Origin of the sequence: Rahnella sp. CFA14(1/10) (assembly GCF_004195095.1) — a bacterium.
Classification (GTDB): Bacteria; Pseudomonadota; Gammaproteobacteria; order Enterobacterales; family Enterobacteriaceae; genus Rahnella; species Rahnella perminowiae.
This window is the reverse complement of the sequence record NZ_SEWS01000010.1, coordinates 245,937-269,660: the sequence shown is the minus strand read 5'-3', so window position 1 is coordinate 269,660 and position 23,724 is coordinate 245,937. Positions and strand designations below refer to the sequence as shown.

General features: G+C 49.3%; 16 protein-coding genes, 1 tRNA gene and 1 pseudogene. 8 read left to right on the top strand and 10 right to left on the bottom strand.

Annotated elements, in window-relative coordinates:
- Positions 1 to 127: 127 nt before the first annotated feature.
- Positions 128 to 739, top strand: a pseudogene (locus EVX52_RS20460) (IS3 family transposase); the annotation flags it as partial.
- A gap of 108 nt (positions 740 to 847) precedes the next feature.
- On the opposite strand, the gene EVX52_RS20455 reads toward EVX52_RS20460, so the two are convergent.
- The 7 genes from EVX52_RS20455 to EVX52_RS20425 form a co-directional block, all read right to left on the bottom strand.
- On the bottom strand, positions 848 to 3,910 hold the full coding sequence (locus EVX52_RS20455; RefSeq protein ID WP_129992009.1) for a type I restriction endonuclease subunit R: 3,063 nt from the start codon (positions 3,908 to 3,910) through the stop codon (positions 848 to 850).
- Positions 3,911 to 3,922: 12 nt separating this feature from the next.
- Entirely contained in the window at positions 3,923 to 5,077 is a 1,155-nt protein-coding gene (locus tag EVX52_RS25345; protein ID WP_165385192.1) for a restriction endonuclease subunit S, read from the bottom strand.
- Positions 5,078 to 6,568, bottom strand: a complete 1,491-nt coding sequence (locus EVX52_RS20445) for a class I SAM-dependent DNA methyltransferase (RefSeq protein WP_129992008.1) — start codon at positions 6,566 to 6,568, stop codon at positions 5,078 to 5,080.
- The gene (locus EVX52_RS20440) at positions 6,565 to 8,064 is read right to left on the bottom strand and encodes a class I SAM-dependent DNA methyltransferase (protein WP_129992007.1); all 1,500 of its coding nucleotides are present in this window, start codon (positions 8,062 to 8,064) and stop codon (positions 6,565 to 6,567) included. Before EVX52_RS20440 ends, EVX52_RS20445 begins: the two co-directional genes overlap by 4 nt.
- Positions 8,064 to 8,291: a helix-turn-helix transcriptional regulator gene (locus EVX52_RS20435; protein ID WP_053263402.1), complete on the bottom strand. Its 228-nt coding sequence runs from the start codon at positions 8,289 to 8,291 to the stop codon at positions 8,064 to 8,066. Before EVX52_RS20435 ends, EVX52_RS20440 begins: the two co-directional genes overlap by 1 nt.
- Positions 8,292 to 8,539: 248 nt before the next feature.
- On the bottom strand, positions 8,540 to 9,799 hold the full coding sequence (locus EVX52_RS20430) for an integrase arm-type DNA-binding domain-containing protein (RefSeq protein WP_129992006.1): 1,260 nt from the start codon (positions 9,797 to 9,799) through the stop codon (positions 8,540 to 8,542).
- Between the two features lie 199 nt (positions 9,800 to 9,998).
- A tRNA-Leu gene (locus EVX52_RS20425) sits at positions 9,999 to 10,083 on the bottom strand.
- A gap of 219 nt (positions 10,084 to 10,302) precedes the next feature.
- Between EVX52_RS20425 and ampH the strand changes: the two genes are divergently transcribed.
- Positions 10,303 to 11,442: a D-alanyl-D-alanine-carboxypeptidase/endopeptidase AmpH gene (gene ampH, locus EVX52_RS20420; protein WP_129992005.1), complete on the top strand. Its 1,140-nt coding sequence runs from the start codon at positions 10,303 to 10,305 to the stop codon at positions 11,440 to 11,442.
- Positions 11,443 to 11,529: 87 nt separating this feature from the next.
- Here ampH and lptG read toward each other — a convergent pair whose 3' ends face one another.
- Together lptG and lptF are read right to left on the bottom strand one after the other, a co-directional pair.
- Positions 11,530 to 12,600 (bottom strand): LPS export ABC transporter permease LptG, encoded by a 1,071-nt coding sequence (lptG, locus tag EVX52_RS20415; RefSeq protein WP_129954651.1) that lies wholly within the window; start codon positions 12,598 to 12,600, stop codon positions 11,530 to 11,532.
- Positions 12,600 to 13,694 (bottom strand): LPS export ABC transporter permease LptF, encoded by a 1,095-nt coding sequence (lptF, locus tag EVX52_RS20410; RefSeq protein ID WP_129954652.1) that lies wholly within the window; start codon positions 13,692 to 13,694, stop codon positions 12,600 to 12,602. The genes lptG and lptF overlap by 1 nt, the downstream gene beginning before the upstream one ends.
- Before the next feature lie 278 nt (positions 13,695 to 13,972).
- Here lptF and pepA point away from each other — a divergent pair, with 278 nt between their 5' ends.
- From pepA to EVX52_RS20390, 3 genes are all read left to right on the top strand, one after another.
- On the top strand, positions 13,973 to 15,484 hold the full coding sequence (pepA, locus tag EVX52_RS20400) for a leucyl aminopeptidase (protein WP_129954653.1): 1,512 nt from the start codon (positions 13,973 to 13,975) through the stop codon (positions 15,482 to 15,484).
- A gap of 116 nt (positions 15,485 to 15,600) precedes the next feature.
- On the top strand, positions 15,601 to 16,086 hold the full coding sequence (locus tag EVX52_RS20395; RefSeq protein WP_129954654.1) for a DNA polymerase III subunit chi: 486 nt from the start codon (positions 15,601 to 15,603) through the stop codon (positions 16,084 to 16,086).
- Positions 16,079 to 18,934, top strand: coding sequence for a valine--tRNA ligase (locus EVX52_RS20390; protein WP_129954655.1), 2,856 nt, complete (start codon positions 16,079 to 16,081; stop codon positions 18,932 to 18,934). The genes EVX52_RS20395 and EVX52_RS20390 overlap by 8 nt, the downstream gene beginning before the upstream one ends.
- A gap of 84 nt (positions 18,935 to 19,018) precedes the next feature.
- Here the strand turns inward: EVX52_RS20390 and EVX52_RS20385 are convergent, their stop codons facing one another.
- Positions 19,019 to 20,050: a LysR family transcriptional regulator gene (locus EVX52_RS20385; RefSeq protein ID WP_235173385.1), complete on the bottom strand. Its 1,032-nt coding sequence runs from the start codon at positions 20,048 to 20,050 to the stop codon at positions 19,019 to 19,021.
- A gap of 670 nt (positions 20,051 to 20,720) precedes the next feature.
- Between EVX52_RS20385 and EVX52_RS20380 the strand changes: the two genes are divergently transcribed.
- The 3 genes from EVX52_RS20380 to EVX52_RS20370 all read left to right on the top strand — a co-directional run bounded on the left by EVX52_RS20380 (position 20,721) and on the right by EVX52_RS20370 (position 23,689).
- Positions 20,721 to 21,224: a GNAT family N-acetyltransferase gene (locus EVX52_RS20380; RefSeq protein WP_129954657.1), complete on the top strand. Its 504-nt coding sequence runs from the start codon at positions 20,721 to 20,723 to the stop codon at positions 21,222 to 21,224.
- Positions 21,225 to 21,268: 44 nt separating this feature from the next.
- A complete protein-coding gene (locus EVX52_RS20375; RefSeq protein WP_129954658.1) occupies positions 21,269 to 22,009 on the top strand; it encodes a MurR/RpiR family transcriptional regulator in 741 nt (246 codons plus the stop codon).
- Positions 22,010 to 22,156: 147 nt separating this feature from the next.
- Positions 22,157 to 23,689, top strand: a complete 1,533-nt coding sequence (locus EVX52_RS20370) for a PTS transporter subunit EIIC (RefSeq protein WP_129954659.1) — start codon at positions 22,157 to 22,159, stop codon at positions 23,687 to 23,689.
- Positions 23,690 to 23,724: the final 35 nt, after the last annotated feature.

Genomic DNA, 23,724 nt, shown 5'->3' with positions numbered 1-23,724 from the left:
GGGCAATACCCCTGCGGGAATCACATAGGAATGAAGACGACGTCTGGCAACATGTTGTAGCATCTAAAAAATGACTACGAAGACGACAAAGACCCCATCTGATCCAGATATTGACTGATTAGACGACAAACGCGTTCACCGGATTTACTGCCTGCTGAAACTGAATTTTCGCCGTAAGGGAAAGCAACGTCTGCCGGTGCGCAATCCGGCTCCGCTGGCGACGCCGGAAGCACTTAACCAGAGCTGGTCGATAGATTTTATGCATGATGCGCTGGTGTGTGGTAGACGCTTCCGGACCTTCAATGTGGTGGATGATTTTAACCGTGAAGCGCTGGCGATAGAAATTGACCTGAATATCCCGGCGCAACGCGTCGTGAGAGTGCTAGACAGGATAGTGGCAAACCGCGGCTATCCGCTGAAGATGCGGATGGATAACGGGCCAGAACTGGTCTCACTGGCACTGGCGCAATGGGCCGAAGAACATGGTGTGATGCTGGAATTTATCAAGCCGGGTAAGCCAACACAGAACGCGTTTATAGAACGGTTTAACCGAACATACCGGACAGAAATACTGGATTTTTACCTGTTCAGGACACTGAATGAAGTACGAGAAATAACGGAGCGCTGGCTGGCTGAATATAACAACGAGCGGCCTCATGAATCCCTGAACAACCTGACGCCGGAAGAGTACCGGCTGATGACCGAAAACCCGGAAGTCTCAAAAAGTGCGTGGAACTAAAACAGGTGTGCTTACACTATCACTTAGCGTGCAACCCAGACCAGCTGTGCTCAAAGTGCCTCAGTTGCATTCTGTAATCAGTGAATAAAGTTAATTCATTGAATAAATTCAATAATACTCCTCAATGTACCCATACGCCTTCCGGAACAATTCTTTATCTTTCCCTAGCCCAAACTGAGCCAAAGTCAGCAAAAGTGCCTTTTGGATTTCACGAGGGCCACTGTTGGAGTTTTGCCAGCCATCAAAACGGGTAGCTTTGACGATTTTATCAATTTGCTCTACAACATCACCGATTAACTTAGGGGTAGTTTCCGGGCGTGTTTCCAAGAAAAGCTTAGTTAAAGCCTGTTTATTATCAGCTTCAGTTACTGGGCGCTCGCCCGTTTCGCGCTCGGCTTGTACGGTATCTTTCGCAGCATCCAACAGGCCTTTCAACCAGTCGATGGCCTTGATAACACCAGCTTCATAGTCCTGACGCAGTTTTTCCAAACGCTCGCCCAAAGCCACAAATTTAGGATCATGACTGCCGCGCAAACGCCCCATAAGATCAATCTCCAGGCGTTTGGCGCGTTGTTCCTGCTCTTTAGCGGTCAGGGTAAAAATAGCGTGCTCGTCCATGACCAACTCGTCAATATCATCGCGAATACGATTGATATCAGTATGCTCATGGATCATCTTGATTGTTTCGGGGCCAAGGGCGGCCCAAACAAGCGCACCAGTCTGCCCCACCGGACGCACCGATTCATAAATTTGCGCCAGCCATTTATAGTCTTGACGATAAGGGGTCAAAAAAGGGTCTGGGTTGATAGCTGACCATAACTTGGATAACACACCAAAGCTGGCAGCAAATTCATCGCGTTTCTCGTTGGTTGGCAGGCATTCCTGCGCAGCCATAATGCCTTCAAAACCTTCTATAGAACGATCTATACCAGGGAAGAAGGACAGACATTTATTCAGTTGTAAAGGCAATAGCTCTTTAAATGCCTCAATTCCTTCTACAACCCCTTCAATTTCTTCAGGATTATAGGCCAGAGCGGTACGCAGATTTTCGAAAACACCGAGGTAGTCGATAATTAATCCCATGTCCTTGCGTACATCATCGGTTTCGTACAACCGGTTGGTTCGGCACATGGCCTGAAGAAGAGTATGATCGCGTAGAGGCTTATCGAGGTACATGCAGTAGCAAATTGGCGCATCAAAGCCCGTAAGCAGCTTGGCGGTAACGATGATAAGCTGTAACGGATGCTCAGGATCTTTAAAGCATTCAATCAGATCCTTCTGTACCTGCTCTTCCGCATCAATGTGCTGCCAGCGTTCGAAATCGGCTTGTTTAACAGGTAGCTCCAATTCGTCATGCCATTTGAGCCAGTCCTTGTTGAGCTTATCTTTTTTACCACCCTCTTCAGCTTTAACCGGAGCCTGGTCAACGTTCATAACCACTTCAACTGCATCAAAACCAAGCTTTTCCCCGAGCAGGTAATACATCTGTACGCAGGCTTCGCGATCGTATACCACAACCATGCCTTTCATCTTTTTCGGCATAACATGGCTGGTAAAATGCTCAACAATATCATTACTCACCGCAGCCATGCGTCTGGGGGATTTCAGCATGATAGCCAGCTTGCCGGCACGTCTGGACAATGCTGCTTTTTCTTCTTCATCCAGATTGTTTTCATTAACGAGTTGCTCAAACTCTTCGTTGATGGCATCACGATCCACTCGGAGTTCCGCCAGCCGAGGTTCGAACTTCACTGGGTTAGTCGCGCCGTCACGGATCGACTGCTTATAGCTATAGCGGCTCATATAGCGACCCGGATCTTCTTCAGCACCGAACAACTTGAATGTATTACGATCAATGCCAGAAATCGGTGTGCCAGTCAGGCCATAGAAGTGAGCATTGGGCAATGCCCAGCGCATTTTCTCGCCTAACCCACCTTCCTGGGTACGGTGAGCTTCGTCAACCAACACAATGATGTTGTCACGGTTGTTCAAGCCATTGGGGTTGCTATCGTCAATTTCGATATCTTTAAATTTAAAGATGGTGGTGATTAAAATGCCACGGCTGTCTTGCTCAATGTATTCGCCCAACTTTTTGCAGCTTTGCACTTTAATCAGATTCTTAACGTCGGCCCCACCAAAAGTTTCATTAATTTGGCTGTCCAGATCTCGCCGGTCCACAACGATAAGTACCGTCGGATTTTTTAACGCATTATCGGCACGCAGCATTTTAGCAGCGTAAAGCATCAGCAAGGATTTACCCGATCCCTGGAAATGCCAAATCAGACCTTTCTTTGGATAGCCTCTACGAACACGCTCAACGATTTGTTTTGCTGCTTCAAATTGCGGATAACGCGGCAGGATTTTAACGCGTTTAGGTGGAGTATTTTTTCCTGTTTTGACGGTTGAAAATAATGCAAAAGATTCCAGTAGCTGCAATAAGGTCTGTGGATTTAACAAGCTCTCGCAGCTGTTGAGTACCGATGCCAATCCTGGCAGAATCTCATCACGAAGCTCAGTACTATGCCAAGGCCCCCAGTCTTTAACTCGGGCATTGATTGCACCATAGGCAAAAGTTTTACCTTCGCTGGCAAAGCACAACAGGTTAGGTACAAAGAAAGATTCTACATTTTTCCAATAGTACTTTTTTCCACCCATGAAGTCGGCGGCACCGTCTTGCCATGTCACGCTAGGGCGCGTTGCGGTTTTAACTTCGCCCACCACCAGTGGTATACCGTTCACATACAGGACAATATCAAAATAGACTTCAGTGGCCGCGATATAGTGGACCTGCTGTGCCACCACAAAGTGGTTATTCTCTATATTGTCAAAATCAATCAGATTGATGGTGATATGGTCGCCATTCTCGCCAAACGGCAAGGTTTTCTCAGCCATCAACCATTCCTGGAAGTTCTCATTGGCCTTTACCAAACCAGTATGGCGGGCTTCTAAAACCACTCCCCGCAATTTGTAGATGACCTCATCGGCATAATCAGGCTGTCGACCGATATCGGGGTTTAACGAACAAAGCGCGTCTTTTAGCCACTCATCAACGAAGATATCCTGCGCTTGTTTAGGCAGATTTTCTCCGTGGCAGTATGTCCACTTGACCCCGCTTAAACCTTTTAAGCGGTCGATAATTCCATTTTCTGTGACGGTTTGTTCGTTAAACATTATCTCATCCCATTAATTTTCTTCAGCTGCCAGGATTGCTCTATTCAATATCTTTAGATGTTCAATCTTGTTGTTAAATATTTGGATTGATGCGTAACTTCTAGCTAGAAGATCACCTATTCGCTTTTGCTCTTTTAGGCAAAGATCTGGGATCATCATTGATTTTATTTTTTTCAATGTAAGTCTAGTAATCGCATTCCCAGCCATTTGTGATGAGATATCTCTTTGTGTAGTTCTCAACATTAGCCAGTGATAAACATAGTTACAATCTGCTTTATCAGGGTCCACCCTTAAAAAGGCGACACTAGAGAGTAAGCTAATTTCACTATCGAGTTCGTTTAGGCATACATTACCTGTATTAGCTCCGTCTTTTGTAAGTAAAATATCTCCTTTTCTAACATCACATCTGGTGTATATTTTTTTGTGTTCTTCTTGTGAAATATATTCTTTTTCTAAAAACTCCATTTTACCCATACGAATGTTTTTGGATGTTACATACTGATAGTCACCAAATGAACCGATGTTTTGGGGTGAAAAATGAGTTCCATCCTGAATTTTTATACACAAGCTATCTAGGGGAGTTAGTTTTTTTGTAGTGCTATAACTCTTTATACCTAACACATCATGTAGCAAATTTGCCTGTGCCAAAGCACTTTCTGAGCTCGCCACCACTGAAGATATCTTCTTTAGAATAGATACGTAAGTTTCTTGCTTATCAGTAGGTGGGATAAGGAACTCTTGCTGTGCAAGAATTTTCCACTTAATTGTTGGAGATAATGAACCTTCAGAAATCGCCACTGCACGATTCATAAATACATCAGACTGCATAAAAAATGGCAAAAAATCAGGAATCACCTTTGCTGAATTGGCTTCCAGCACCATCGCATGAGCAGAACAGATGCAATCCCAATCCGCCACCGCCACCTTACGCTGATAGGCGCGGCGCTTACCAAAAATAATTTGGCCTTTCTTCACCAAAAGCTTTTGTCCTTCAACGTCGCTTGGTATGCCATGACGTTTAATTTTTAGGCTATCCGGATCTAAGTGCTCCAAACCGACATAGATTTCCAAGTCCGTTTCACTTGGCTCAACACGTTTAGAGATATGTTTAGCTATATCGCCAAACTTAACTATCTGCCAGCCTTCCGATAATTGTTGTTCCGTCATTTACTGCTCCACCTTGCTTTCAACGTTATACCCAAAGTCTGCAAGGCTTAGGAATAATTTATTAGTCTGTTTTTTTAGCTGCGTACGGCTTATTTTCCACTCCTCAATTACATGTTGAATATTATGTACTTCACCATTACTTTGTGCTTGCACATATAGTGGAATTGACAGGTTATAGAGATTCTCTTTAATAACGTCGATATCAACCAACGCGGTGATATTACTTTGTTTTTCAGGTGTAAAGTAAGCCTCACATAGCACTGTTAAATTCTCATCGGATAGGCGGCTATGAGCTCGTTCGCGGGTGGCATGATCCACTCCGTTAATAAACAGCACCTTATTTTTGCGAGCAGCAGATTTATTGCAATTAAGCACCACCACGCAAGACTCCATCGGCGAGTTGTAGAACAGGTTCGGCCCCAAGCCAATCACTGCTTCAATGATGTCCGATTCAATCACCTGTTTACGAATAGCCTGCTCAGAGTCGCGGAACAGCACGCCATGTGGCCAGAGCATAGCAGCACGACCGGTATCGGGTTTTAAGCTTTTGATAATATGAGTGTAAAATGCATAATCGGCGCAGCCCTGCGGCGGCACACCATAGAGATTACGTCCATAAGGATCGGCAGCAAACTTATCACGATTCCATTTCTTAATGGAGTACGGCGGGTTGGCAAAAATCACATCAAACTGCTTAAGTCGATCATTTTCAATAAACTTTGGCTCAGCCAAGGTGTCACCGCGCAGCACGTCAAACTCTTCGATATCATGCAGAAACATATTCATACGGGCGATAGCGGAAGTCAGCAGATTCACTTCCTGGCCATAAAGGTGCACAGAGCGCCACTCTTCACCTCTTGCACGAACATCCATCACTGCATTTAGCAACATCCCGCCAGTACCGCACGTAGGATCATAGGCTGTTTCCCCCGGTTTTAAGCCCATAATGCGCGTCATTAAATGCACGACTGTTCGGTTGGTATAAAACTCTGCGGCAGTATGGCCGGAATCATCAGCGAACTTTTTAATCAGGTATTCGTAGGCTTCACCAAGATCATCCTGGGCGACAGATTTAATACCCAGCGGAATTTTACTGAAATGTTCAATCAGATCAGCCAGCAGATGATCGGGCAGGCGCTCTTTATTGGTCCACTGCGCATCACCGAAGACGCCGTGTAAACGCGGGTTATTGGCTTCAATCAGTCGAAGCGCATTCTGGATCGCTTCACCAATGTTTTTACTGGTATTGCGGACCTTTTCCCAGTTGGCTTCAGAGGGAATGTTGAAACGGTGAAACATCGGCATGGCGGCATATTCTGCATCGCCTTCATGGAGCTCCATCGCCTCGTTATATTCTTCCAGATAGACATCTGACAGGCGTTTGTAAAACAGCAACGGGAAGACATACTGCTTGTAGTCTGATGCGTCAATTTGGCCACGAAGAAATTCGGCGGCTCCCCAGAGCAACTCTTCCAGCTTTTTATTACTCATACCTCGAACCCTTCTTTGATAAGCAGGGCTTCCAGCTCCTCTTCGGCTTTTTCCAGCTCAGCCAGCTTCCGTTGAAAATCTTTGAGCGCCTCTTCCACAGTGATGGTTTCTTCTTCGAGTGGCTTTTGCACATAACGAGCAATATTTAGATTGAAGTCATTTTCTTCAATCTCCTTCAGAGGTACCCAACGTGCAACGCCTTCGATTTCTTTTGCATCCGGTCCCTGTTGAGCAAGTCCATGGTAAATTTGGTATATGTCATCAGCCTGCTTGTTGGACAGCGTATTTTGCGCGCGCCCCTTGGTATAGATTTCTTCAGCATTGATGATCAATACATGATCTTTATGTGTTGCCGGGCGTGATTTGCGCAGCACCAAAATACACGCTGGAATACCAGTTCCGTAGAATAGATTGGAAGCGACACCAATAATCGCCACAATACGATTTTCTTGCAGCAATTTGGTTCGAATTCCCCCCTCAGCTCCGCCACGAAACAGCACACCATGAGGCAACACGACAGCCATACGCCCATTGTCGTTAAGTGAAGCAAACATATGCTGCACCCAAGCAAAATCACCATTTGTTTTAGGCGCCAGACCATATTGCTTACGGCCATAGGGATCGCTCGACCACAGATCGTATCCCCATTCCTTCAAGCTAAATGGTGGGTTAGCAACAACACAGTCGAAGGTTTCTAAACGATCGCTTTGTAAAAACTTAGGTTCACGCAGCGTATCCCCGCGAACAATATCGAAATCTTCCTGACCGTGCAGGAACAGGTTCATTCGCGCGATGGCTTCGGTGGTCAGGTTTTTTTCCTGACCTTTAATTCTTAGTAAGCGCGGATCACCGCCGTTTTCTTTTACATGGTGAATAGTCTCGAGCAACATACCGCCAGTACCACAAGCAGGGTCGTAAACGCTCTCACCGGCTTTTGGATCAAGAATGTTAACCATTAGGCGAACGATAGTACGTGGGGTATAGAACTCACCGGCTTTCTTATTGGCTTTGTCTGCAAAGCGTTTGATCAGATACTCGTATGCGCGGCCCATGACATCATCACGGACACTTGCAACACCAAGATTCACCTTATTGAAGTGATTGAGTAACGTAGCCAGCAACTCGTCAGAAAGGCGTTCTTTATTGGTCCAACTAGCATCCCCAAAAATACCATGCAGTTTAGGGCTTGCCAGTTCTATACCACGGAAGGAGTCTTTTAAAGCCTGGCCAATGTCTTTGGTCTCAGCGAAAACATCGCGCCAGTGGCAATTTTCAGGTATCTGAATACGGTGAAACATCTTCCCCTTAGCAAGCTCTGCATCCCCAACACTCTCCATCGCATCGGCAAATTCTTCGTCATATACGTCACAAATGCGCTTGAAGAACAGGATTGGGAAAATGTAGGTTTTGTAATCTGACGCATCAATAGGCCCGGTGATGATATGGGCTGCATGCCAAAGATGGGCTTCGAGATCTTTTAGGTTAATCAGTGTCATTAATTTTTCTCTGTACGATTCTGCGAAGCAGGAACCTTTTGCAGTAAATCGTGTATTTCACAGCCAAAAAGCACGCAAAGCCTTTCTAATGTATCTAGGTCAACCTTCTGAGCCGTCTCTTTGTAAAGCAAAGTGATAGTGTTGCGACTCAGGCCAGTTTCCCTGACAACATCGGCTATTCGCATTTTATGTTCGCCCATGAGCCGAGCAAGATGGCAGCGGATCATAATGGTCCTTATCGTTGTGCTTAACGATGCAAATCGTATCCCAAAATGCGAAAAAAACAAAAAAAATTCAAGCTGAAATGAAATTACATCAGTTGGGAAAACATTGAACGTATGGACAGGAAGACATGCATATTCAAGATGTTTAAGTACAGGATACATGTCGGGCATAAATACCCGACATAGGTTCCAGTGAGGTCATATGCCAATTAGTGATACTTTGGTCTGCAGGAACTTATAACAAATTATTGCTATCGTTTTTTGTCTTTAGAGTAATCAAACGGACTAACCCCCTTTTCCCGATTCGCATCCAAATAATCAGCCCACCACTGCAGCATTAGCCTGCGTTCATCCAAGTGTTCCGCCTTATGAATATAAGACGCACGCACAGAGTTCCGCTCCTGATGGCTCATCTGCCGCTCTACTGCATCCTTAGACCATATCCCCGACTCAATTAACGAACTACATGCCATGGTTCGAAATCCGTGACCACAGACTTCAACTTTCGTGTCATAACCCATCACCCGGAGTGCATTGTTTACCGTGTTTTCACTCATCGGTTTTCGCGGGTCGTGATCGCCAACAAAAATTAAATCCCGATTACCATTTAGTCCTTTTATTTTCTCAAGGACTGCAAGTGCCTGCCGAGATAACGGTACCAGATGCGGCGTTCGCATCTTAGATCCACGGTGAGAATGCTTAACACCTTGCAATGGTTCGCGATCTGCCGGAATCGTCCACATAGCTGTCTCGAAGTCGATCTCTGACCAGCGGGCGAAACGCAACTCACTTGAACGGATAAAGACCAGCAATGTCATCTCTATTGCCAAACGAGTGAGCGGTCTGCCGGTGTAGGTGTCGATACGATGAAGTAGTTCAGGAGTGCGGCTAAGTTCTAAGGCGGGACGATGTTGCCGTTTTGCTGTAGCGACGGCACCAGCCATTTCCTGAGCGGGATTATAATCGGTCAAACCGCTTTGTACGGCATAGCGCATGATTGCTGTTGTGCGCTGTTGCAGACGCGAAGCCACCTCAAGACGTCCAGACTTCTCCACGGCTTTTATGGGTGCCAGTAAATCTCGAGTCTTAAGTTCAGTGATATTGTGTTTACCGATAGCCGGGAAAAGAAAGTCTTCCAGCGTTTTCAAAACACGATTGCAGTGATCTTTCGACCACTTCTTATTAGTCGCATGCCATTCTCTGGCAACCACTTCAAAGGTGAAGACTTCTTTCGCCAACTCTTCTTTTACTGCACGCTTTTGTTCGCGGGGGTCAATGCCTGCCGCAACCAGTTTTCTGGCAGCTTCTCTTTTATGTCTGGCATCAGCCAGAGATGTCTCTGGGTATACGCCAAAGGCCATAAGGTGTTGCTTGCCGCCAAAGCGAAAGCGGAAACGCCAGTATTTGGAGCCGTTAGGGTGTATCAGCAAAAACATGCCGTCGCCATCGACGAGCGAGTATTCCTTTGCTTCAGGTTTTGCCGAACGCACCTTGGTATCAGTCAGGGCCATGATGGTATTCCTTCCATATGCTGCCGTGAGTATATAAGCATTATCGAACCAGCATATATACTCGGTTCTATACTCACAAGCATGTTGATGTGGGGTAACTCAGAATGACGTCGGTTGACTGAAAAGCGGGGCAAAGCCTTGCGGGGACTGGATTTTAGGCATAAAAAAAGACCTCAGTTGAGGTCTATTTACATACTAATGGTGCCGAAGGCCGGACTCGAACCGGCACACCTTGCGGCGGTTGATTTTGAATCAACTGCGTCTACCGATTTCGCCACTTCGGCACTGTAAGTAGTATGCGGAAAACGTGGGCATTATACCCAGACCAGCCGGGCACGCAATAGTTATCCCGCCTTGTTCGGTTTAAGTGTTGAAAAAACAGACATACTCCGCAACACAGGGAGGATTTGCTGACAAAAATCTTCTGTCTGGCCACGTTTTTCCAATGCCGTTTCTCAAACTTCGCATTAGTATACAAATCACGAATAGATCTTGCCCTGTTGATGGATACCAGCTTGTTGAAAAAACTCTCACTTTCGCTCCTCGCGCTGGCCTTCGCCAGTACGCCTTTATGGAGCCACGCGCAGCAGAATGCGCGTCTGGCGTCGCAGGTCGTGGATGACCATGCAGAACACATCTTTTACGGCAGCGGCGCGATGGGAATGGCGCTGGTGGTGGTCGATAATAATCAGCAGGTCTTCCGCAGTTTCGGGGAAACCCGTCCCGGCTCCGATTTGCGCCCGCGTGAAGACTCCGTGGTGCGTATCGCCTCGCTGACCAAGCTGATTACCAGTGAAGTGCTGGTGAAAATGGCGCAGCAGGGCAAAGTCAGTATTAATGATCCGCTGCGTAAATATGCCCCGGCCGGTGCCCGCGTTCCTGCTTACAGCGGTACAAATCCGATCACATTGCTCAATCTCGCTACGCACACCAGCGGCCTGCCGCGTGAGCAGCCGGGTGGTGCGGCGAACCGGGCAGTCTTTACCTGGCCGACCAAGAGTGATCGCTGGAGCTGGCTGAGTGTCGCCAAGCTCACCGTGCCGCCGGGTGCGCGTGCCTCTTATTCAAATCTGGCGTTTGACCTGCTTTCCGATGCGTTATCGAAGGCCGCGAATCAGCCTTATACCCAGTTGCTGCGCGATCAAATCACTCAGCCGCTGGGCATGGTGGATACCACGCTGACGCCAAACGCCAGCCAGTGTTCACGCCTGATGGAAGGTCTGCGTCCGAGCCCGTGTATTAACACGATAGCAGCAGCGGGCAGCGGTGGTCTTTATTCCACGCCTGCCGATATGGGCCGCTGGATGCGTCAGTTCCTCGGCCAGCGCACCGCGACCGCCGACATGGCGCAGAAGATGTATTACAAGCGCACGGACCTGGTCTCGCTCAAAGGGATGGATGTGCCGGGAATGGCGGACTCGCTGGGAATGGGTTGGGTAACCATGGCGCCGACGCCGTTGCTGCCACGCATCATTCAGAAAACCGGCGGCGGCGGTGGCTTTATCACCTATGTCGCGATGGTGCCGCAGCGCGGTGTGGGCGTGTTCGTGGTGGTGACCCGCAGCGAACTGACCAAGTTTAAAAATATGAGTGATGGCGTGAACGATCTGGTGGCTGATCTGGTGCGCAATAACGAGATCTGATTGCTCATCTCTGCAGACAGACGTAAAAAAAGCAGGCCCCGGTAAAGGGCCTGCTTTTTGTTTATCGGTATCCGTGCACTGCCGGATTTAGCGTTTTTTCAGCAGCAGGAACATACTGATGACGAAGAACAGTCCGCTCGGCAGCAAGGCGCCCAGAATCGGCGGAATGTTATAAACCAGGCTTAACGGACCGAAGATCTGGTCAAGCACGTAGAACAGAAAACCGAAGCAAATACCGGTCACCACACGTACGCCCATCGGGACGCTGCGCAAAGGCCCGAAGATGAATGACAGCGCCATCAGCATCATCACTGCAACCGACAGTGGCGAGAAGATTTTACTCCACATATTCAGCTGGTAACGTTTTGCTTCCTGTCCGCTCTGCTTCAGGTATTTCACGTAGTTGTGCAGGCCGCTGATCGACAACGCATCAGGGTCGAGTGCCACAACACCCAGTTTGTCCGGCGTCAGGTTGGTTTTCCATACCCCGGTCAGTGTCTGGGAACCGGTGATTTGCAGCTTATCCGTCAGGTCAGACTCATCCACCTGCGAGAGTTTCCACTCGCCATTATCAAAGGTCGCGGAGGAAGCGTAACGGACCGACTGCAGTTTATTCTCTTCATCGAAATGGTAGATGTTGACGCCGGTCAGCTCTTTTTCACCGGCCACGCGTTCGATATAGATAAAATCGTGACCGTCTTTTGCCCACAATCCGTTCTGGGTAGAAAGCAGTGAACCGCCGTACATGGCCTGTGCACGGTAGTTACGGGCCATCTGTTCGCCCTGCGGCGCCACCCATTCACCAATCGCCATGGTCAGCAGCACCAGCGGGATAGCGGTTTTCATCACAGAAGCCGCAATCTGCATACGGGTGAAGCCGGAAGCCTGCATCACCACCAGCTCGCTGCGTGTTGCCAGCGTGCCGAGGCCCAGCAATGCGCCCAGCAATGCCGCCATCGGGAAGAAGATTTCGATATCCTTCGGTACGCTCAGCAGAGTATATAAACCTGCCCCTGCGGCAGAATATCCGCCCTGCCCGACTTTACGCAGTTGATCGACAAACTTGATGATGCCGGAGAGTGACACCAGCATGAACAGCGTCATCATGATGGTGTTGAAAATAGTGCGACCAATGTAACGGTCTAATACGCCAAACATCAGGCAGCTCCTCTCAGACGCGCACGGATTTTGCGAACCGGCAAGGTATCCCATGCATTAAGCACCAGCGCCAGTGCCAGATAGAGCAGGTTGGTCCCCCACATCCAGAGCATCGGATCCAGCTTACCTTTGGCTCCGTTGGAGCGCAGCGAGGTTTGCAGCAGGAAGAAAATCAGATACAGCAGGATAGCCGGCAGCATGCTGAGTACGCGCCCCTGACGGGGGTTCACCACACTGAGCGGAACCACCAGCAAAGCCATGATAAACACTGAAACGATCAGCGTTAAACGCCAGTTCATCTCTGCCCGCGCTTCCGGCTCAGAAGAGTGCCAGAGCTGCGTCATGGTCATCTGATCAGACTGATTAGGGTCAAGCTGCACTGTCTGATGGCCGATGACCGCCAGATAATCGGTGAAGTCTGTCACGCGGAAATCACGCAGCAGCGCCGTGCCTTCATAACGGGTGCCTTTATCCAGCATCACCTGCTGGGAACCGTCCGCACGCTGCAACATATGGCCTTTATCAGCCACCACGACGGAAGGCCGCTGGTTGCCGTTCGGTCGCAGCTGTGCCAGGAACACATTATGGAACTCTTTCCCTTTAACACTGCCAACGAACAGAACCGCATTGCCGTTCTGGGCTTGCTGGAACTGACCTTCCACCATTGCGGCCATGCTCGGGTTGGCTTTCGCCTCCGCCAGCACTTCGTCCTGATGTTTGGACGACCACGGGCTGAGCCAGATCGCGTTCACACCGGCAAAGAATGAGGTAAACAGCGCCAGAATGAGTGCGGCGATGACCAGTGAGCGTTTTCCCAGGCCACAGGCATGCATGACCGTGATTTCACTGTCGGTATAAAGTTTACCGAGCGTCATCAGCAGGCCGAGGAACAGACTGAGCGGCAGAATAAGCTGCGCCATTTCCGGAACGCCAAGGCCCAGAAGTGAGAGAACTAAATTTGTTGGGATATCGCCATCGACCGCTGCTCCGAGCACTCTGACCAGCTTCTGACAGAAGAAGATGAGAAGCAAAATGAACAGAATGGCAAATTGGCTCTTGAAGGTTTCCCTAACCAGATATCTAATGATGATCACGCTTAATACGCCTGTGAAAACTTGTCTTTTTGAAGGAAAATCGCTAGTTTCATCGCTAATCCGTCATTTATTCTCATCATATGGCAACCTTCGCAGCTAAAATAGTATTACAACACCGAGAATTGGGGTGTCCTATAGGAACTTGCTTATAGCCGCCAAAATAAAAACTAACGCCGTTTAAGGTTAACACAGGTCGTTAACACAATGACGGGAGAGTGTCTCCGGCGACTCATTCTAGCCGTACCTCCCGCCCTTGTCTTTAAGATTCAGGAGAGTGCATGGAGTTCAGCGTAAAAAGCGGTAGCCCGGAAAAACAACGCAGTGCCTGTATTGTAGTCGGCGTTTTCGAACCTCGCCGTCTGTCACCGATTGCCGAACAACTCGATAAAATCAGTGATGGCTACATCAGCGCCCTGCTTCGCCGTGGCGAACTTGAAGGCAAAGTGGGCCAGACCCTCTTACTGCATCATGTACCGAATATTCTTTCAGAACGCATTTTGCTGATTGGTTGCGGCAAAGAACGCGAACTGGATGAGCGCCAGTACAAGCAGGTGATCCAGAAAACCATTAACACCCTGAACGACACCGGTTCTATGGAAGCCGTTTGCTTCCTCACCGAGCTGCACGTTAAAGGGCGTAATACTTACTGGAAAGTGCGTCAGGCGGTCGAAACCTCCAAAGAATCGCTTTACACCTTCGATCAACTGAAAAGCAATAAAACCGAACCCCGCCGTCCGCTGCGTAAAATGGTATTCAACGTGCCGACCCGCCGTGAACTGACCAGTGGTGAGCGCGCTATTCAACACGGTCTGGCGGTGGCTGCCGGTATTAAAGCCGCGAAAGATCTCGGCAACATGCCACCCAACATCTGTAACGCCGCTTACCTGGCGTCACAGGCCCGTCAGCTGGCAGATGCGTTCAGCACCAACATCACAACCCGCGTTATCGGCGAGCAGCAGATGAAAGAGCTGGGTATGAATGCGTATCTGGCGGTGGGTCAGGGTTCGAAAAACGAATCACTGATGTCGGTGATGGAATATAAAGGAAATCCTAATCCGGACGCTAAGCCTATCGTGCTTGTCGGTAAAGGTCTGACCTTCGATTCCGGCGGTATTTCCATTAAGCCCGCCGCGGATATGGACGAAATGAAGTACGACATGTGTGGCGCCGCAGCGGTTTATGGCGCGATGCGTGTGGTGGCTGAACTGAATCTGCCGCTGAACGTCATTGGCGTGCTGGCTGGCTGTGAAAACATGCCAGGCGGTCAGGCATTCCGTCCGGGCGATATTCTGACCACCATGTCCGGCCAGACTGTCGAAGTGCTGAATACCGATGCCGAAGGCCGTCTGGTGCTGTGCGATGCGCTGACTTATGTTGAGCGTTTCGATCCTGAGCTGGTGATTGACGTCGCCACGCTGACCGGTGCCTGCGTGATTGCCCTTGGCCATCACATCACCGGTTTGCTGTCGAATCACAATCCGCTGGCTCATGAACTGATCGGTGCATCCGAACAGTCGGGTGACCGCGCATGGCGTCTGCCGCTGGCTGATGAATATCAGGAACAGCTGGATTCTAATTTTGCGGATATGGCAAACATCGGCGGCCGTCCGGGCGGGGCTATCACCGCCGGATGTTTCCTGTCACGGTTCACCCGTAAATACAGTTGGGCGCACCTGGATATCGCCGGTACTGCATGGCGTTCAGGTAAGAACAAAGGTGCGACCGGTCGTCCGGTGGCACTGCTGTCACAGTTCCTGCTCAACCGTGCAGGCCTGGATGGCGATGAGTGATTCCAGCGCTAAATAAGATATAATCTTCACTATCAGGGTCTGGTTCGCCAGACCTGTCACAGGCGGGCGCACCAGTTGCGCCCCTGTTTTTTTCTCAGCAGCACAGTGAACTCATCATGAAACAGGCAACCTTCTTTCTTCTCGATGCGCCGGACGCCAGTGGCGAGCTCAGCTCACACGAAGCCCTGGCCTGCGTGGTCGCCGCTGAACGTTACCGGATGGGCAAACGTGTTCTGCTGGCCTGTGAAGACCAAAAACAGGCTGAACGCCTGGATGAGGCGCTTTGGCAACGCGAACCGGGCCATTTTGTCCCGCATAACCTGGCTGGCGAAGGGCCGCGTTTTGGCGCGCCGGTTGAATTATGCTGGCCGGGAAAACGCGGTAATGCCCCGCGCGACTTGCTCATCAGCCTGATGCCTGAGTTTGCAGATTTTGCTACTGCTTTCCATGAAGTGGTAGACTTCGTTCCTTACGAAGATTCCCTTAAACAACTTGCGCGCGAACGCTACAAAGCCTATCGCAGCGTGGGTTTCTCTTTGACGACGGCCCCGACGCCCTCAGTCACCACATCGACCGACGAAAATACGAAGCGAAATGGATAAGACATATAACCCGCAAGACATCGAGCAGCCGCTTTACGAGCACTGGGAACAACAGGGCTATTTCAAGCCACATGGTGACACCAGTAAAGAAAGCTTTGCCATCATGATCCCGCCGCCGAATGTCACCGGCAGCTTGCACATGGGTCATGCTTTCCAGCAAACCATCATGGACGCCATGATCCGCTATCAGCGCATGCAAGGGAAAAACACCTTGTGGCAGGCGGGGACTGACCATGCGGGTATCGCAACGCAAATGGTGGTTGAGCGTAAAATCGCCGCAGAAGAAGGCAAAACCCGTCACGACTATGGCCGCGAAGCCTTCATCAACAAAATCTGGGACTGGAAAGCAGAATCCGGCGGCACCATTACCCGCCAGATGCGCCGTCTGGGCGATTCCGTAGACTGGGAGCGCGAGCGCTTCACGATGGATGAAGGCCTGTCTGACGCAGTGCGCGAAGTGTTTGTTCGCCTGTATAAAGAAGATCTGATTTATCGTGGCAAACGTCTGGTGAACTGGGATCCGAAACTGCGCACCGCGATTTCCGATCTGGAAGTGGAAAACCGCGAATCAAAAGGTTCCATGTGGCACCTGCGTTATCCGCTGGCTGACGGCGCGAAAACCGCTGAAGGCAAAGATTACCTGGTGGTCGCGACGACGCGCCCGGAAACCGTGCTCGGTGATACCGGCGTGGCCGTTAACCCGGAAGATCCGCGTTACCGGGATCTGATCGGCAAAGAGATCATTTTGCCGCTGGTAGGTCGTCGTATCCCGATTGTTGCCGATGAACACGCCGATATGCAAAAAGGCACCGGCTGCGTGAAGATCACCCCGGCGCATGACTTTAACGACTATGAAGTCGGTAAACGTCACGGCCTGCCAATGATCAACATTCTGACTTTTGATGGCGATATCCGCCAGGCCGCTGAAATTTTCGATACCAACGGCGAAGAAACGGATGCCTGCAGCAATGAGATCCCTGAACAGTTCCGTGGGCTTGAGCGTTTTGCTGCGCGTAAAGCCGTGGTCGCTGCCTTCGACGAAGCCGGTCTGCTGGAAGAAATCAAACCTCATGATCTGACTGTGCCTTACGGTGACCGTGGCGGCGTCGTTATCGAGCCCATGCTGACTGACCAGTGGTATGTGCGGACTGCGCCGCTGGCGAAAGTGGCGGTGGAAGCCGTTGAGCAAGGCGACATTCAGTTCGTGCCAAAGCAATACGAGAATATGTATTTCAGCTGGATGCGTGACATTCAGGACTGGTGTATTTCCCGTCAGCTGTGGTGGGGACACCGTATCCCGGCGTGGTATGACGCCGAAGGCAACGTATTTGTTGGCCGCGACGAAGCGGAAGTACGCAGCGAAAATAACCTGGGCGCAGACGTTGTACTGACTCAGGACGAAGACGTGCTCGATACCTGGTTCTCTTCCGGTCTGTGGACTTTCTCCACGCTGGGCTGGCCAGAACAGACACCTGACCTCAAAGCCTTCCACCCTTCAAGCGTGGTCGTCAGCGGCTTCGACATCATCTTCTTCTGGATCGCGCGCATGATCATGATGACCATGCACTTTGTGAAAGACGAGAACGGCAAGCCGCAGGTTCCGTTCCACACCGTTTATATGACGGGGCTTATCCGCGACGATGAAGGGCAGAAAATGTCCAAGTCCAAAGGTAACGTTATCGATCCGCTGGATATGATCGACGGTATCTCGCTGGAAGATCTGCTGGAAAAACGTACCGGCAACATGATGCAACCGCAGCTGGCAGAGAAAATCCGCAAGCGCACCGAGAAGCAATTCCCGAACGGTATCGAACCGCACGGTACTGATGCCCTGCGCTTCACACTGGCGGCACTGGCGTCTACCGGTCGTGACATCAACTGGGACATGAAGCGTCTTGAAGGCTACCGTAACTTCTGTAATAAGCTGTGGAATGCCAGCCGCTTTGTACTGATGAACACCGAAGATCAGGATTGCGGCCTGAACGGCGGCGAACTTGAGCTGTCACTGGCTGACCGCTGGATCCTCGCGGAATATAACCGCACGGTAAAAACTTACCGTGAAGCGATGGATAACTATCGCTTCGATCTGGCTGCCAGCATTCTGTATGAATTCACCTGGAACCAGTTCTGTGACTGGTATCTGGAACTGACCAAGCCGGTGATGAACGGGGGCAACGAAGCCCAGCTACGCGGCACCCGTCATACACTGGTAGAAGTGCTGGAAGGTTTGCTGCGTCTTGCGCATCCGATCATCCCGTTCATCACAGAAACCATCTGGCAGCGCGTGAAATCGCTGAAAGGCATCACGGCAGAAACTATTATGCTGCAGCCTTTCCCTGAGTTTGACGCAGCAAAAGCGGACGAACTGGCGCTGGCTGATCTGGAGTGGATTAAGCAGGCGATCATCGCTATCCGTAACGTGCGTGCTGAAATGAACCTGTCCCCGGCTAAACCGCTGGAACTGCTGCTGCGCGGCGCAAGTGCAGATGCACAACGTCGTGTGGAACAGAACCTGAGCTTTATTAAATCGCTGGCACGTCTGGAATCCATCACCATTCTGCCTGCTGGCGACAAAGGCCCGGTTTCTGTCACCAAACTGGTGGAAGGTGCGGAACTGCTGATCCCAATGGCCGGTCTGATTGATAAAGATGCCGAACTGGCCCGTCTGGACAAAGAGATGGCAAAACTGGACGGCGAGATTGCCTCCATCGAAGGCAAGTTGTCTAACGAAGGGTTCGTGGCGCGTGCGCCGGAAGCCGTCGTCGCCAAAGAACGTGAACGTCTGACGGCCTGTGGCGAAGCAAAAGTGAAACTGGCAGAACAGAAAGCCACGATTGCCGCGCTGTAATTCCGGTTATCCGTAAGCGTTAAAACACAATAAAAACGAAGGCCAGTCAGCGTAATCTGACTGGCCTTTTTTATTTAATCTGCTTCAGGGCTGAGAATCGTTGTTATGCGCGTCCACAAAAAGCTCGGTCATTTTTTTTACCAGCGTGGCAAAAAATTGGTTATTAAGAGCCGCTTTGTTATAAATCATATATATCGGCTGAGAAGGTAAATCGAACTCCATTTCCAGCTTCTGGACATCGAACGAATTTTTTACTTTTTCATAGAAACGTTCGGCAACAAACGCCAGCAGGTCAGAAACCTCAACCATTGAAATAATAGAGAGTAATGAAGGGCTGATGTATCTGACTTTTCTTTCGTGCTGCAGCATCTTATTCACGTTCAGCCGGTTAGATAAAGCGCTGGCACTTTCCGAATCCACAAAAATATACTCTTCAGCAATTGCCTGTTCGCGTGTCACCGTTCCTTTGATGCGCGGATGTGAACCGCGGCAAATCAGGACCGGCATTTCATCGGCAATATGCTGGCTTACCCGGGAGTGACTAATGTGCGGATGAATATCAAAAACAATGTCTGCTTTACGGAAAATCAGCGACTCTTCGATATCAGTCAGAGAGTTATTGCTGACGTGATGAATTATCTCGCAATCAGGTGCCACTTCATCCAGCACCTTGCGCATCACATTCATGGTAAACATAGATAAGTAAGGTGAACAGTTAACAACAAGGCGGGTGGGTACAGAATCAAATGAGATATTCTGCAATTTCGCAATCAGATTGTCATAAGCCTCTGCCAGCCCTTCATGTATACCCACTGCAACGGTTGTGGGTGCCAGCGCCTTACCATCCCTGATGAACAACGCATCATTATAATGAACCCGCAAACGCCCCAGAGCCTGACTGACAGCGGAAGGTGTGATGCCAAGAGCATCCGCCGCTTTGGTTCCGCTACGATGAATGAAAACAGCCTCAAACGTAGTTAATAAATTGAGATCAAAATTTTTCACCATTTTAAAACGATCGGTGAGTATGTTCTCTTTCATGCTTTCCAGCCCTCTGATCTCAGGTGTGTTACGAAAATTCGTATTCTCACCCTCAATCATAGTCAAGTTACTCATTGTTGGTCTCCTTACCTGTAAGTAAATTTGATGTATTTTATTAATACAAATGATCTGATTTTATTCATTAAAATCAATTTAAAAGAAAAGCAGACAGTGATATAAAACGCCAGCTTTACACATTCTGTCTATGAGGAAATAAACTTTACTGAACTATACCTTTAACAAATTAGAATGAAAATCTGTCCGTTTTTTAGAAAAATAGAAAATTCATATAAATTTCCGATCATTCATACAGATACACCAGCATTTAAGATTACTAAATAGTACATTCAGCGTTCGGAAAGTTGTTTACCCGATAACGAGGAATAATACGCGTCAGCGATAAGTGATAGCGATTCTTAAACACTCTCCGCCTTTACGCTGAACCTGAACCTGGCGCAGGTTAACGTGGTATTAATTATTAACTGATATTTTATCTGGCCTTCTGAAAGGCTGGCAGAATGCCTTTCTTAAAAGAAGGAAGGGGCATCGCAACGGGTGTAACGAGGAAGGTTTGATCATGTCCCTGTACTGGAGGCAAAGAATAGTTGCCTTCAGTACAGGGGAAAAATGCTCATCTGAGATAAGTAAAACCACCGGGAAACGCCTGCGGCGTTGCATCAGCAGGCCCTAAGGTGGTATTAAAACGGTCTGTTTGATTACCTGTTATTGAAACTGAGTGAGTAACATGACGACCTCCCTTCCTGTCAGCGTGCGGGTGCGACCGATACGCCATGAAGATAATGCAGCCATCGCCAACGTGATCCGCCACGTTTCTGCCGAATTTGGCCTGACCGCCGATAAAGGCTATACCGTCGCGGATCCAAATCTGGATCATTTGTTTGAAACCTACAGTCAGCCGCGCTGCGCCTACTGGGTCGTAGAACTTGACGGGGTGGTTGCGGGCGGCGGCGGCGTCGCGCCATTATCCGGTGCAGAGAGTGATCTGTGTGAATTGCAGAAGATGTATTTTATGCCGGCACTGCGCGGTCAGGGGCTGGCAAAACGACTGGCCTTACAGGCTATTGAACATGCGCGCCAGCAGGGTTTTGCCCGCTGCTATCTGGAAACCACTGCCAGTCTGACCCAGGCCATTGCACTGTATGAGCGTCTGGGTTTTCACCACATTGATTGCGCACTTGGCAATACCGGCCATGTTGATTGTGAAGTGACGATGTTAAAATATCTCTGACACCGTGTTCATCCTTTATCCGCTCTTTGCAAACAGGCATCTGAATGTTCACACATAAAGCCATTTCCGCGTTAAATGAACTGGAGCTGACGGTCTACAACTACATCGTCAAAAACGGCGATAAGGCGATGTACATGACCATTCGTGAACTGGCAGATGCCGCAGGCGTCTCGACCACGACCGTTTTGCGTTTCTGCAAGAAAATGGACTGCGAGGGGTATTCTGAATTCCGCATCCGCTTTAAGCTGTTTTTAGAACATGAAGAAAAGCCACCGGTATCATTTGGTATCAGTGAGATCATCAGTTATTTCAAAAGCATTAATAACAGTGAGTTTGATGAATTATTAGAAAACGCAGCCCGCCAGATTGCCAATGCGCAACGTATTATATTTGTGGGCGTGGGAACATCAGGTTCATTAGGCAAGTATAGTGCACGCTTTTTCTCTAATGTCGGGAAATTCAGTACCTTTATTGACGACCCTTATTTCCCGATCAACAGCGATATGTATAAAGATGCCATCGCCATTATTCTTTCTGTCTCGGGTGAAACGGAAGAAGTGCTGCGTTTCGCTACGCAGTTCAGCCAGCATAATTGCCAGATCATCAGCCTGACTAACAGCGAGAATTCAACACTGGCGCGGATGGCAGACCTCAACATCTCTTACCACATGCCACAAATAGTCCTCGAAGGGCAATATAATATTACCACGCAGATCCCGGTACTTTATATTATCGAGACTATCGGAAAGAAATTACCTTTAATAAAACGTGACTCAGCGCAATGAAAAAACAGGGTGTTTTAAAGAAGTAACAAATCACCCGATTCGATTTTTGTTATATCGTGACAATATACTTTCTTTTGCTACACTCCTACCAACGAGTAAAAAAACAAAAAAACTCACCTCTGTATACCCGCAGGAGAATAATAAATAATGGCTATTGATTACGCTCAGACAGCTCAGGAGATCGTTAAATATATTGGCGGCGATAATAATGTGATTAGTATCACACATTGCGCCACACGTTTACGCTTTGTTCTGAAAGATAATAAAGCGGTCGATAAAGAAGAATTAAAACGTGTGAAAGGCGTTATCACCGTTATCGAAGCCGGCGGACAAATGCAGGTGGTGATCGGCAACCACGTGAGCGATGCTTACAAACAGGTGCTGAAACTGATCCGGATTGATGAAAACGCGCCGGTTTCAGCGCCAAATGTCGGTATTGTCAGCCGTGTCATGGACGTTATTTCCAGCATCTTTACGCCTTTCCTTTATCAGCTTGCCGCCTGCGGTATCTTACAGGGGATTATCTCCTTCCTGGCCGCCGTCGGGATTATGGACGCCAGCAGCGGCACTTACCGTATCCTGAATTTTGTCTCCTGGACGGCCTTTACCTTCCTGCCGGTGATGATTGCATTCACCGCCGCGAAAAAATTCAACGTCAACCCTTTCACCGCCGTCATTACCGCCTGTGCACTGATCAGCCCCGATTACATGAATATGCTGACGGCGTTCAAAATCACGTCGGTCAACTCCGCTGACCCGGCCATGCAACAACTGATGCGCGAAGCAGTCAGTAATCCTGATATCGCCAACATTTTACAGAATGTTGTCGGCATTCCGGTTTCGGCACCCACTCTGGATTTCCTGGGGATTCCGGTGAAATACCTGAGCTATACCGCGTCCGTTATCCCGATCATTCTGATGGTCTGGGCGATGTCTTATATCGAGCATTTCTTTAATAAATTCCTGCCGGTGGTGATCCGTAACCTGTTCACGCCAATGTTCTGTATCGCGATTATGGTGCCCATGACGCTGCTGGTGTTCGGGCCGGTGGGTAATCTGATTGGCGGTGCTATTGGCGGCGTTTACAACACGCTCTATCACCTCAGCCCGACGATTGCCGGTTTTGTGGTGGGAGCTTTCTGGCAGCCACTGGTCACCCTGGGGGTTCACTGGGGCATTACACCCGTCACCGTCGGCAACTACGCCACGCTGGGTTATGACACCTTTACCGGTCTGCAGGCGTCTGCCGTCTTCGCCATGACCGGCAGCATGTTTGGCGTATACCTGAAAACCCGCAGTCGCGAAATGAAAGGTATCTCACTGTCTGCTGGCGTCACCGGTCTGTTCGGTATCACGGAACCGGCAATTTACGGTGTGGCGCTGCGCCTAAAAAAACCGTTCCTGTGCAGTTGCGTAGCAGGTGGTATCGGCGGCGCGATTGCCGGTTCCTTTAATGCGGTGTCGTGGAGCTATTGCCTGCCGGGTATCGCCGTACTGCCGGTGTTCTTCAAAGAAGGCCATATGCCGCAGTTCCTCGGTTTCCTGTTGTCGATTACCGTCGCGTTTGTCCTCGGCGCGCTGTTCACCTGGCTGGTCGGCTTCAAAGATGAGCCGGATGTCGCCGCAACCCAAAAACCGCAGGCAGAAACACCACGCGCCACCCAGGCTGAAATGAATTAAGTCACAGATTACGTTCTACAGGGCAGAAGCACTCT